The organism is Pseudoxanthomonas japonensis (assembly GCF_043632995.1).
Lineage (GTDB): Bacteria > Pseudomonadota > Gammaproteobacteria > Xanthomonadales > Xanthomonadaceae > Pseudoxanthomonas_A > Pseudoxanthomonas_A japonensis.
Window position 1 is genome coordinate 799,804 of the sequence record NZ_CP171632.1, and the last position, 12,776, is coordinate 812,579.

The 12,776-nt window shown below is 63.5% G+C and carries 10 protein-coding genes; 3 read left to right on the plus strand and 7 right to left on the minus strand.

Translation table 11 applies throughout. From position 1 onward, the window contains the following. Positions 1-63: 63 nt before the first annotated feature. From ACGHX3_RS03560 to ACGHX3_RS03590, 7 genes are all read right to left on the minus strand, one after another. Positions 64-645, minus strand: a complete 582-nt coding sequence (locus ACGHX3_RS03560; protein ID WP_394696421.1) for a hypothetical protein — start codon at positions 643-645, stop codon at positions 64-66. 119 nt (positions 646-764) lie between these two features. After that, positions 765-1,826: an NAD-dependent epimerase/dehydratase family protein gene (locus tag ACGHX3_RS03565; RefSeq protein ID WP_394696422.1), complete on the minus strand. Its 1,062-nt coding sequence runs from the start codon at positions 1,824-1,826 to the stop codon at positions 765-767. Between the two features lie 47 nt (positions 1,827-1,873). Next, entirely contained in the window at positions 1,874-3,754 is a 1,881-nt protein-coding gene (locus tag ACGHX3_RS03570; RefSeq protein WP_394696423.1) for a rhamnan synthesis F family protein, read from the minus strand. 27 nt (positions 3,755-3,781) lie between these two features. After that, complete coding sequence (locus ACGHX3_RS03575; protein WP_394696424.1) at positions 3,782-5,797, minus strand: rhamnan synthesis F family protein; 2,016 nt, start codon at positions 5,795-5,797, stop codon at positions 3,782-3,784. Between the two features lie 164 nt (positions 5,798-5,961). Further along, positions 5,962-6,909 (minus strand): electron transfer flavoprotein subunit alpha/FixB family protein, encoded by a 948-nt coding sequence (locus tag ACGHX3_RS03580; protein WP_394696425.1) that lies wholly within the window; start codon positions 6,907-6,909, stop codon positions 5,962-5,964. Continuing rightward, on the minus strand, positions 6,909-7,655 hold the full coding sequence (locus ACGHX3_RS03585; protein WP_394696426.1) for an electron transfer flavoprotein subunit beta/FixA family protein: 747 nt from the start codon (positions 7,653-7,655) through the stop codon (positions 6,909-6,911). Before ACGHX3_RS03585 ends, ACGHX3_RS03580 begins: the two co-directional genes overlap by 1 nt. Before the next feature lie 75 nt (positions 7,656-7,730). Next, on the minus strand, positions 7,731-8,663 hold the full coding sequence (locus ACGHX3_RS03590; protein WP_394696427.1) for a RimK family alpha-L-glutamate ligase: 933 nt from the start codon (positions 8,661-8,663) through the stop codon (positions 7,731-7,733). 112 nt (positions 8,664-8,775) lie between these two features. On the opposite strand from ACGHX3_RS03590, the gene ACGHX3_RS03595 reads away from it, so the two are divergent. The 3 genes from ACGHX3_RS03595 (at position 8,776) to ACGHX3_RS03605 (ending at position 12,693) form a co-directional block, all read left to right on the plus strand. Further along, positions 8,776-9,507, plus strand: a complete 732-nt coding sequence (locus ACGHX3_RS03595; RefSeq protein WP_394696428.1) for a CoA transferase subunit A — start codon at positions 8,776-8,778, stop codon at positions 9,505-9,507. Next, positions 9,507-10,139 carry a CoA transferase subunit B gene (locus ACGHX3_RS03600; protein WP_394696429.1) on the plus strand — a complete coding sequence of 211 codons (633 nt, stop codon included), beginning with the start codon at positions 9,507-9,509 and terminating at the stop codon, positions 10,137-10,139. The genes ACGHX3_RS03595 and ACGHX3_RS03600 overlap by 1 nt, the downstream gene beginning before the upstream one ends. 178 nt (positions 10,140-10,317) lie before the next feature. Further along, on the plus strand, positions 10,318-12,693 hold the full coding sequence (locus ACGHX3_RS03605; protein ID WP_394696430.1) for a reprolysin-like metallopeptidase: 2,376 nt from the start codon (positions 10,318-10,320) through the stop codon (positions 12,691-12,693). Positions 12,694-12,776: the final 83 nt, after the last annotated feature.

Sequence of the window (12,776 nt, forward strand, 5' to 3'; positions counted from 1 at the left end):
AAAAAAAGCACCGCTTACGCGGTGCTTTTTTGTTGCTGGCGTTTCCGCCCCTTGTTGTATCGATCACTTCAGGGTGAAGGCGTACCGCAGGTCGCAGGTCGCCTGGGTGTTGCTGGGGTCTGCCAGGTACATCGCGTAGTCGCCGGCGGGAACACCGGCCAAGGACATGTTGAGCGTGTAACCGGAGTTTTCCAGGCCGGGAGCGTTGAGCGATGTCGCGACGTCCGGGCGGGCCACGGACGGCTGGATCGCGGTCGAGAAGGACTGCGTGGCGCCCTTCAGCACCAGGTGGAAGTTGCTGGCAACCTGGCCCGCGCCGTTACCGGCCCAGCCACCCAGCGCAGCAGACGCACCCGCATCAAAGCTGGTGGTTGCCGCCGGGGCCTGGCCATTGACCGTGTCCAGCGCGCATTCCTTGTTGGTGATGTCGGCCGGCAGCGAGCCGGTGAAGGGCGCGAACGCAGCGAGGGCTTCAGGCGCCGTGGATGCCGGCGCGGTTTCGGCCGGTGCGGCGGCCGGTTCGGCGGCCGGAGCGACCGGCTCCGTGGTCTCGGCCGGCTTCTGCGTGCAGGCGGCGGTCGACAGGGCCAGCGCGACGGCCAAGGCCGTGATCTTGTGGCTGGAAAGGAGGCTGCTGAGCTTCATGGGTGTTCCTTTAGGAGTACGGTTGATAGGTGGATACGTGCGTTGTTCAATGCCAAGCGTGTTGCGTGCTACTCCGGGCCTGGCGGGCCCTGATTCGGTTCTCCGACATGGCCCGGTTGTCAGAGGGGAGGCAACGGTTGTCCGTCGATCCATGCGCAAAGCGCCGAGACTCCGTTCTCGACAGGCCACTCGGGCTGCCAGCCCAACGCTTCTGTCGTTCGACGGATGTCGCATGAGGCGGCACGGACGTCACCGTTGCGGAAGGCGCCGTTGACGACCGGTTCGGGGGCTCCATAGATGCCTGCGATGAGCTCCGCCAGCTCACGGATGCTGGTGGCACGCCCGGAGCCGATGTCGTAAGCCTGTCCGGAAGTAATGGGTTGGGTGGCGACGGCGAGCACGGCTCGGGCGACGTCATCGATGAACACGAAGTCACGGATGATCTGTCCATCTTCGTAAAGGGGAATGACCTTCCCAGCCTTGGCCATGCGGGAGAACAACGAAACGATGCCCGTGTAGGGATTGCTGAGCGACTGGCCGGGGCCGTAGACATTCTGCAGCCGAAGCAGGCCCACCTCGACCCCGAAGGATGCCGCCCAGGCATTCAGGATCATTTCCTGCGTGAGCTTGGTCGCACCATAGATGCTGGTGGGTCGCGGCTCGGTAGTGGTGGCTTCGAACGGAAGGCAGCGCAGGCCGGGAAAGTCCCAGACGCCGGCTTCCAACTGCGTCTTGGAGCGCTGGCCCGGATAGCTCACTGTGCCCTCGGCCGATACCCATGCGCCCTCGCCGTACACTGCCCGGCTCGAGGTAAGGACCACACGCGAAGGGAGTCGATGATGGCGTACGAAGGCATCCAGCATCTGGGTCGTGCCCACGACGTTGACGTTGGCGTGCCGGGTTCCTTCGGTCAGCGACTGGCCGGTTCCCGTTTCCGCCGCGAGGTGGATCACCAGATCGGGCTTCACATCCAGCAAGAGGGCGTCCCACACCACGGGATCGGCCACATCGCCCACGACCAGCTCGACCGCCGGATCGAGCGCATCGGGCCGGGTCTGAGCCGGATGGACCTGCGGGTGCAGATTGTCCAGCACGACGACGCGGTCGTACTGCTTGACCAGGGCCTGCGAGATGGCGCAGCCGATGAAGCCGGCACCGCCGGTGATGAGGCATGTGGACACTTTTCTCTCCATGAATGCGGGGGTGGTCGTGGGACGGACGACAGGCGCTAGTTTGCCCGGAATCGCCGCGCAAGTGAGTGCGAGCGGTGGGCCAGCGAACGGCGGCAAGCGGCCCGCAGCTCGCGCCACGCCCTCGACAAGGGTGGTGCGGGCCGCGAGATGACGGGCATCGCCTCGCTTCTGTACTGGGCGTTCTTCCACGCATACAGGAAGTCGGCCTGCGCGGAGAAGTCGGCATTCGGCAGTGCGGACGTGAGCTTCTGCAGCTTGTACTCCAGCATCGCGAAATTCCACTCGGCCAAGTGCCGGCAAAGGATCTGCTGGGTCGTGTACTGCGCATCCTGTGCGGCGTAGGTGATCAGCCGCTCGAGTGCGTGGCCGAGGGTGCCGTCGAGCGGGTAGGGTTCGGGTTCGAAGTCGGTCCATTGCCATTCATGCGCGAACAGCTTGCGCAGCGCCTTGGGTCGGAACCAGAACATGCTGCCGAATGCCCCTACGGGCGTGTAGGGATCGAAAGTGACATCGATACCGACACGCTTTGCGACCTCGGCCGTACGCGTGCGATTGATGCCCCAAGCGTGCCCCAGTGTGCCGAACGACATCTGGATGATCGAGGGCACCGCCACGCCGACCCACGGATGGTCGCGGAACATGTCGAGCACGTTCGCGACATGGCCCGGGCTGTTCAGCAGGTTGTCGAACATGTGCCGCTTGAACACGTTGCCGCGTCCGGTGTGCAGGTGCGGCGTCTTCTTGGTGTGCAATCGGCACACCAGGTCGTAGTTGTCGCCGAGGAACAGGTCGCGGCAGGTGATGAACAGGCCAGCCATGTCGCGGCCGCGGTTTTGCTCCATGACCAGGACGATGATCTTGCGCACATTGGGATGGCGCGCGGCCGCCTCCTCAATGGCGATCTTCTTCTCGATACTGTCGGTCGTGGCGATGAAATCATAGGGGCAGGGTATGTTGTCGCCCAGCGCGAGCAGTTCTTCCGCCATGTCCGGATAGTAGACATGGGCGCAGATGGCAACCCGTCCCCACCGGTCGACGGGTCCCGCGGCATCGATGCGCACGTCCGGGAAGACGCTGGTCAGGCCCGCATTCGTGGTGATGGTCCGCAGTTCCGCCGAACGGACAGCGTTGCGCCAGATCATGCCGGTGTCGTAACCGGACGTGCGGCGAACGATCTCGAGTGCGCGCGGCAGATCGACAGAGTATTGCTCGAGATGCGAGGGCTCCTGGAAAAAGAGCCTGCGTTTCAGCAACGGGTTGCGATCTTCCAGGGTTGCATCCGCATCGAGCAGCGCCGGGTAGTCCGTCCCATACGTGTTGCAGTCCAGATAGCTCTCGCAGGTGAAACCCGCCTTGCGGAAATGCTCGGTGAAGACGGCTTCGTGCTCCAGTACGGCATCCTGGTAGGTAGCCTTGCCTTCGATCGCTTTCCAGTACTGGCGAAAGGCGGGAGAGCGGAGCATGCGGGAACGAACGGCAATGAAGTTCGCGTTCAGGTGATAGGGAAGCGTGCCCTTTCCCGTGAACGGATTCGGCGTCACTTCCTTGTGCGCGGTCACCCCCCAGAAGTCGCATTCGCGACGTTCCATCTCGCCGAAAAGCTCCGCAAAGGGATAGATCGGTCCGTAACAAGTGTGGTTGACCAGCAGTACTTCGTCGTAGTCACGGCCGAACCTGCTGCGGACAAGGCCTTCTTTGTAAGCCAGTACGTCGAAACCTGTGTTGGGCCGCACGATGATTTCGGATGCCACGCCGGCCAGGCGGAGGCGGGCATCCGGCCGCAGGTCGCCATTGACATAGACTACGGTCGTGTCTACGAAACGGGTCAGTTCACCCAGGAAATGCACGACGTAATCGTCGACGACGCCGTTGGGGTCGTAGAAGGAAAAAAGGCAGAGGCGGCGCATGGATTCCATGGAATGCAGATTCGTGAACCGGGACGATCAGGGCGTCTGGTCTTCCTGTCGGGGCGATGCGGATGGGCTGCGAAGTGCGCGAACCAGGCCCGGGAAGCGGTAAGCGATCGACCGCTTGGCAGACAGCATCAGTACGCCGAGCGCCTGTCTGATGGTCGGCGGCGCCGGCGGGGACGCATGCGGCAGGATGCCCATCTCGATCACGACTGGTTCGGGTGGGGCGGGGTGGGGCGCGTCGATCCGATAGCCCGTGCGCTTCCAGTGGTCGAGGAAATTGAACTGGCCGGTGAAATCGGCATTCGGCAACGCTGCGGAGAACTTCTGCAACTTGTACTCCAGCATGGAAAAGTTCCAGCCGGCGAGTTGAGCATTGATGATCTGCTGGGTCGTGTACCCCGCGTCCTGTGCCACGTAGCAGATGAGGCGTTCCAGCACGTGTGCCAGGCCACCATCCACATGGTGCGGCTCGGGGTTGAAGTCCTCCCACTGCCACTGGTGATCGAACAGTTTCCTCAGTGCCTTGGGACGGAACCAGAACATGGTGCCAAACGCGCCCACGGGTGTCTCAGGATCGAAATTGACCTTCAGGTCTAGGCCTTGCTTGAAGATCTCCGCCTTTTCCAGGTTCGAAAACCAGACGTGGCCCATCGTCGGGTAGCCGATGTGCACCAGAGGCGGCACCGCTACGCCGACCCATGGCTTGTCATGGAACATGTCGAGGACATTGGTCGTGTAGCCAGGACTGTTGAGCAGGTTCTCGAACATGTGGCGCTTGAACATGTTCGCGCGACCCGCCGCCACCTGCGGAGACTTCTTGGTGTGCAGACGGCACACCAGCGCGTAGCGATCGTCGAGGAACAGATCCCGGCACGTGATGAACAGCGAGGACATGTCGCGCCCACGATTCCGCTCGACCACTCGCACGATGACGTTGCCGACGTTCTTCCGGCCCGCCACCGCCTGCTCGATGAACGCCTTCTTCTCGGCGGTCTCCGTCGTGGCGATGAAGTCGTACTCGGTCGGAATCGTGTCGGCAAGCTGCAGAAGCTCCTCCAGCATGTCGGTGTAATAGACATGCGCGCACACGGCGATGCGGCCGTAGTCCGGCTTCGTGCCGTCCTGCTTGAGCCGTACGTCGGGAAAGATGCTGGTCAGCGCAGCATTGGTGTTCAGGTTGCGCAATTCGGCGGAGCGGATCACGTTGCGCCAGATCAGCTCCTGATCGTAAGTGGATGTGCGGGCCAACACTTCGAGCGCACGCGGAAGGTCTGCCGCGTAGTGCTCCAAGAACCGTGGGTCATGGAAGAATGCGCGCCGCTTGAGAAGCGGATTGCGATCAACGAGCGTCTCGTCGATGTCCAGGATCGCCGGATAGTGGGTGCCGTACTTGCGGCAATCCAGATAGGTGTCGCTGACGTAGCCAAGATCAGTGAAGTGCTGGGTGAAGAGGGTTTCGTGTCCTTGGATCGCCTCTTCGTAGTTGGAAGCCCCCTGGACGGACGACCAGTATTTCCTGAACGGCGGCGAGCGCAACAGGTCGGCACGGACCGCGAGGAAGTTGGTGTTGATGTGGTAGGGAAGGCGGCCGGTACCGGTGAACGGATTGGGCACCATCTCCATGTGCGCGGTAACACCCCAGAAATCGCAGGAACGGCTGTCCATTTCGGAGAACAGCTCTTCAAATGGATAGATGGGGCCGTAGCAGGTGTGGTTCACCATCAACACTTCGTCGAACTGTCGCTCGGCGTCGAAGTCGATTTTCTCCAGTCCTTCCTTGTAAGCCAGTACGTCGAATCCGAAGTTCGGCCGAATGATGATTTCCGCCACCACGGAACGCAGCGCTTCTTCCGAGTGCGGGAGCAGCGGGCCATTGGAATAAAGCAGGATCTCGTCTACGTGCTTGCCTAGTTCCTTCAGGAAGTAGACGACGTAATCGTCCACTTGGCCTTCCGGATCGTAGAAGGAAAAGATGCAGAGACGGCGCATCCGCTTGTTACTCGACTGACTCACTTGAACTACCCCTGTCTGAACTTGAAATTTCATGGAGAATCCCCCGGCAACGCTGGAAGCCAAGGACATCTCGGAATGTTACGGTCGGACAGGTCATGTCTCGGCGCAATCCGAGCGTTCGGCGCCGAGGCCCCCCTTCCCCGGCGGAAAACAGCCACTACTGCCGGCCGCGTGGTCCTGCAGCAGGTTTGAGCTGCTCAAGCCCCGGCCAGTTGGGCTTCCAACTCCGGCAACAGCGCAAACAGATCTCCCACCAGTCCGATATCCGCGATCTCGAAGATCGGCGCTTCGCCGTCCTTGTTGATCGCCACGATGGTGCCGGCGTCCTTGATGCCGGTCAGATGCTGGATGGCGCCGGAGATGCCGACGGCCACGTACAGCTCGGGGGCGATGATCTTGCCGGTCTGGCCGACCTGCAGTTCGTTCGGCACGTAGCCGGCGTCGACTGCCGCGCGCGAGGCGCCGACGGCGGCGCCGAGTTTGTCGGCCAGGGCGTAGATGACCTTGAAGTTCTCGGCCGAGCCGACACCGCGGCCGCCGGAGACGACGCGCTTCGCGCTCTGCAGGTCCGGGCGGTCGGACTTGCCGGCGGCGAGGCCGACGTAGCGGGTGTGGGTCGGGAGTGTGGCGTCCACGCTCGCGGCTTCAACCGCTGCACTGCCGCCCTTGGCGGCTTCCGGCCAGGAGGCCGTACGCACGGTGGCAACCACCGTCTGGTCGGCGGGAACGTCGACGGTGATGATCGCGTTGCCGGCGTAGATCGGGCGCTTGAAGGTGTGCGGGCCTTCCACGGCCATCAGGTCGGAGACCTGGTTGACGCCGAGCAGCGCGGCGACGCACGGCAGCAGATCCTTGCCGAAGGTGGTCGACGGCGCGAACACGTGCGTGTAGCCCGAAGCCAGCTTGGCGATCTGCGGGGCGAGTACCTGGGCGATGGCGTTCGCGTTGGCGGCGTTGGCGACGGTCAGCACCTTCGTAACGCCGGCGATCTGCGCGGCTTCGGCGGCGACCGCCGACGGGTCGGCGGCCAGCACGACCACGTCGATGGCGTCCACGTTGACGGCGGCGGCGGCGCTGACGGTCTTGGCGGTGGATGCGTTGAGCTTGCCGTCCAGGTGTTCGGCGATGACGAGAACCTTGGCCATTACAGCAACCCCTTCTGCTTGAGTGCGGCGACCAGTTCGGCCGCGTCCTTCACCATGACGCCCTTGCTGCGCTTGGCGGGCGGGGCGTAGTGGGTGGTGGTGTGCGTATCGGCGGCGTCGACGCCCAGGTCGGCCAGCTGCAGCGTTTCCAGCGGCTTGCTCTTGGCCTTCATGATGTCGGGCAGCTTGATGAAGCGCGGCTCGTTGAGGCGCAGGTCGGTGGTGACCACGGCGGGCAGGTCGACTTCCAGTGTTTCCAGGCCGGCGTCGACTTCGCGCGTCACGGTGGCCTTGCCGTCGGCAATGTCCAGCTTGCTCGCGAAGGTGGCCTGGGGGCGGCTCCACAGGGTGGCCAGCATCTGGCCGGTCTGGTTGGCGTCGTCGTCGATGGCCTGCTTGCCGAGGATCACCAGGTCGGGCGATTCCTTTTCCACCAGCTTGAGCAGGGTGCGGGCGGCGGTCAGCGGCTGGATGGCCTGGTCGGTGATCACGTGGATGGCGCGGTTGGCGCCCATGGCCAGGCCGTTGCGCAGGTGCGCCTGGGCGTCGGCCGGCGCGATGGTGGCGACCACCACTTCCGTCGCGATGCCCTTGTCGCGCAGGCGCAGGGCTTCTTCCAGTGCGATTTCGTCGAAGGGGTTGGGGGACAGCTTGACGCCGTCGGTGACCACGCCGGACCCGTCCGGCTTGACCTGGATGCGGACGTTGTAGTCCACCACGCGCTTGTAGGCGACGAGAATCTTCATCCTGCGGGGATTCCTGTAGGAGCGGTGAGACCCGGTCGCGACGGCAGACCGAGGGCAGAACGCCGATTTTAGCCCTCAGGCCGGGTCCATGCGAGCCCGTACGGTACCGTCTGCCAGGCGTGCCGCCAGCAGGCCGGCAAATCGCGCGGCGCTGCCGGGTGCCTGGGCGAAAAACAGGGAGGGTTCGGTGAGTTCGAGCTCCAGCAGGCGAGGCTCGCCCTCGGCACCCGCCAGCAGGTCGACGCGAGCGTACGCCAACGGAGCTTCCAACTGCCTCAATCGCGCGGTGGCGGCCAGCACCCGCTCCGCCAGCGCCTGTTCGGCGACCGTAGCGCTGCCCGCCGCGATGTCGCCCAGCGCCATCGGGGCCTGCCGGGCACCTTCGCCCGGCGCGAGCTGGGCGGACTTGCGGATGGCGTGGCTGAACTGCCCGTCGAAATAGAGCAGTGCGGTCTCGCCGCATCGATCGACCGAGGCGAGATAGGGCTGAAGCATCACACTGCGTTCCTGGTCAAGCAGGCGGGCGACATGGTTGCCGGCGGCGAACTGCTGGTCGCGACCGTACCGCTGGGTGTCGCGCGCACCGGCGCTGACCGTCGGCTTGACCACGAATTCGGCCGTATTGAACGTGGCCAGGAAGGTCGCCAGGGCCTCCATCGGTTCGGCGTCCGGTTCCACGAAATGCGTGGGTACCACCGGGATACCGACGGTGGCGAGATCCGCCAGGTAGTGCTTGTCGGTGTTCCAGCGCACCACGTTGAGTGGGTTGAGCAAGTCGGTGACCCGGTCGACGTGCGCGCACCACGCCAGGAATTCCGGCAGGCGTTCGGTGTAGTCCCAGGGCGAGCGCAGCAGCGCCGCATCGAAGCGTGCCCAGCTGACGGTCGGGTCGTCCCACGCCACCGCGCGGGCGTGCAGGCCGGCGTCGGCACAGGCATCGAGCAGTGGCACCAGATCATCGTCGTGGCCGGACGCGGCGACGGCCGTGACGAGGGCAAGGGTCTTCATGCCCGCCAGTGTACGCGCACGGCACGCGCGCCATTCCCATTGCCCGAAAGTACCTGTGTCGGTTCCGGCGCGCTGGGTAGAATGGGACTTTCCTCATCGAATGGATCGCGCCATGGCGGGTAACCCCGGCTCCGGAGGCAAGCAGAAGCTCTATCCCAGCGCGGCGGCAGCGCTGCAGGGCGTGGTGGCGGATGGCCAGACGCTGGCGGTCGGCGGCTTCGGCCTGTGCGGCATTCCGGAAGCGCTGATCGGTGCCTTGCGCGACAGCGGCGCCAAGGGCCTGACCGCCATTTCCAACAACGCCGGCGTCGACGGCTTCGGCCTGGGCCTGCTGCTGGAGACCCGGCAGATCAAGAAGATGATTTCGTCCTACGTGGGCGAAAACAAGGAGTTCGAACGCCAGTTCCTGTCCGGCGAACTCGAGCTGGAATTCAACCCGCAGGGCACGCTGGCCGAGCGCCTGCGCGCCGGCGGTGCCGGGATCCCGGCCTTCTTCACCCGCACGGGCTATGGCACGGTAGTCGCCGAAGGCAAGGAGACCCGCCAGTTCGGCGAGCACTGGTATGTCATGGAGACGGCGCTGTCGGCCGACGTGTCGCTGGTGAAGGCGTGGAAGGCCGACAAGGCCGGCAACCTGGTCTTCCGCAAGACGGCGCGCAACTTCAACCCGGCCTGTGCCATGGCGGGCACGGTCTGCATTGCGGAAGTCGAGGAAGTGGTCGAGGTCGGCGAGATCGACCCCGATCACGTGCACCTGCCGGGCATCTACGTGGACCGCATCGTCCACAACCCGACCCCCGAGAAGCGCATCGAGCAGCGCACCGTCCGCCAAGGAGACAAGTGATGCCCTGGACCCGCGATGAGATGGCGCAGCGCGCCGCCCGCGAACTGACCGATGGCGCCTACGTCAATCTGGGCATCGGCCTGCCGACGCTGGTCGCCAACCACATTCCAGCTGGCGTCGACGTCTGGCTGCAGTCCGAGAACGGCCTATTGGGTATCGGCCCGTTCCCGACGGAAAACGAGGTGGACGCCGACCTGATCAATGCCGGCAAGCAGACGGTCACCGCGCGCGCGGGCGCCAGCTACTTCGGCAGCCACGACTCCTTCGCGATGATCCGGGGCGGCCATATCGACCTGGCCGTACTGGGCGCCATGCAGGTAACCGACCAGGGCGATCTGGCCAACTGGATGGTGCCCGGCAAGATGGTCAAGGGCATGGGCGGCGCGATGGATCTGGTCGCCGGCGTCAAGCGCATCGTCGTGCTGATGGAACACGTGGCGAAGGACGGCAGCCACAAGATCCTGCCGCAGTGCGATCTGCCGTTGACCGGGGTGGGCGTGGTTGACCGGATCATCACGGACCTGGCGGTATTCGATGTCACCCCGGCAGGGCTCGTCCTGGTGGAAATGGCCGATGGCGTGACCGAGACGGAGCTGACAAGCAAGACGGGCGTCCCATTCAAGACTGCCTGAGCGCCTCAAGCCGTGACGCAAGTCCGGTTGCCACGCGCAATGCCGCACGTCTGACTTTCAGCTGTACGTTTTCCGGCCGATAAGGCGGAGAAGGGAACCTGTTGGCTATTTGTGGCCCAGCGGCTGGGCTATAGTGTCCGTTCAGGGGCTCTATCCGTTTTTTCTCAGAGGCGTACGTATGAAACTCCGGGTCGGCGCTTGCGCCTTGATGTTGGTTTTGGCCGGGTGCAGTGGAGAAAGCCCCGAATCGGGCATGGCAGGGATGCGCGGCGTGGCCGCAACCAAGGCGACCGGCAATCTGCCGACGTCGCTGCCGCTGGCCCGCGCGATCGGTGATTCCATCGCGAATGCACCCGACCGCGGTGCACTGTTGTCCTATCCGAACAAAGCGACTCCCACCAAGCAGGAGGGCGCCTATACCTGGTTCCCGACTGCCATGAGCGAGGCGCATGCCTTCAAGGGCATCGCGACCGGTGAAATGACCGTGCCGGCGCCCGATGGCAGCCAGGTCAAACTGCGCTACGAGCGCCATGTCGAGGAAATCGATGGCAACTGGACTTGGATCGGCCGCGTGGTCGGTGGCGATCCGATGCAGGAAGCCATCATCACCTTCGGCGAGAAGGCTGTGTTCGGCTCGATTCCTCAGGCGAACGGCAAGCCGGCGCTGAGCCTGCAGACCCGCAACGGCACCGTGTTCGCCGTCCAGACCGATCCGTCCAAAGTGGTGTCCGCGACGAAGGGGCACGAGGACGTCATGATTCCCGAGGCCGCCACGCTGCGCTCGTCCATGGCGGCGGCCGTCAGCCAGTCGGCACAGGTGAGTCAGGGCGCCACCGCGGTGGCGCAGGCTGCCCCACCGACTGCCGCCAACACCATCGATGTCGCCGTGGGCTACACGCCCGAGTTCGCCACCGCCAATGGTGGCGCTTCCGGTGCCGCGACGAGGCTTGTCTACCTGGTGCAGGTGGGCAACCAGGCGTTCGCCAACAGCGACATCAACGGTTACCTGCGCATCGTGAACACCGTGCAGGTCAGCTACACCAACACCAACACCAACCAGACGGCGCTGCAGGAACTTACCGGCAGCACGGGCAACTCTCCCGTTACGGTTCCCGCAAGTCTGGCGCCTCTGCGTACGGCGCGCGACCAGTATGGTGCGGACATCGCTGTTCTGGTGCGCAAGTTCAATACGCCGGAAAACGAAGGTTGCGGCATCGCGTGGTTGAACGGTGCCAACCAGACGGCCATCACCTCGGCGGATGCCGCTTGGGGTTACGCCGTGATCAGCGACGGTTACGACACCGGCACGGATGGCAAGACTTATTACTGTGCCGACGAAACGCTCGTGCATGAAGCGGCGCACCTCATGGGTTCAGCGCATGATCGTGCCAACGCGGTTGTGACCAGGCCTGATGGAACCACATATCTGCAGTACGGTCGTTTTCCGTATTCGTTCGGTTACAAGACCGCTGCCTCCGCCGGAAATTTTTATACGGTGATGGCTTACGGCGACACAGGTCAGGTCGCCCATCGCATCTTCTCGACACCCCTCAAGAGCACGTGCGGCGGAGCCGGTAATCTGGCATGCGGCGTCGCCAACAGCGAAGACAATGCGCGAAGCCTTAACCAGACGATTCCGGTTGTCGCGAGCTTCCGCGCGACGGTGGTGCCATTCAGCTCTGCAGTTCTGGACATTGCGTCCGTACTGAAGACTGCGACGGGCTCAGGTAAAACTGAAGTCCACTTCATGAATGGCAACAACAACTATCAGGGGTTTTCCCGTCAGCTGGCAACCGCATTGGCCGCTGTCGGCGGTAACAACAACAGCTGGGATCTGCTCTTCGGCGACTATAACGGCGATGGCATCGACGACATGTACGCCATTGCAAAACAGGGCTCGTCCGGCAAGACCGAAGTGCACGTGTTGAATGGCGCGACCAACTATTCTACATTCCTCCTGCAGATCGCGACGGCGCTGCATGGCACTGGCTCGGACAATACGTGGGTGTTCCGACTGGGTGACCAGAATGCCGACGGTAAGCTTGACCTCTATTGCATCAACAAACGTGGCGGATCTGGCCGCACCGATGTGCACGTGCTGAATGGCAGCAACCTGTTCCAGAGCTTCCTGTTGCAGACGACGACGGCGATTGAGGCCACGGGTGCAGGTTACGAGTGGGATTTTGATGTTGCCGACCGCAATGGCGATGGTTCGTTAGATATCTTTGCTTTCAAGAAGGTTGGTGGAGGCGGCAAGACGGAGTTGCACGTGCTCAATGGCGCTAACCGGTTCCAGAATTTCGTGACGCAGGTAGCGACGGTCATGCATTCAACTGGAACAGACAATCGCTGGAACTTCCGTGTCGGGGACTTTGACAAGGATGGGATACTGGACATCTATGCCATCAATCGCGCCGGCGGCTCCGGAAAGGTCGAAGCGCATATCATGAGGGGGAGCGACAATTACCAGTCTTTCGCGATCAACCTGGCTACCGCATTGCACGCGGTCCCGTTTGACGAAAGTTGGGAGTTCGCGGTTTCGAAGGCCAGGTGATTCGATAGCCTGCGTCACTGGGCCTCGTAGAGTATCCAGATGCGTAAAGGAACAACGTCCGCCAATGGCGGGCGTTGTTCTGC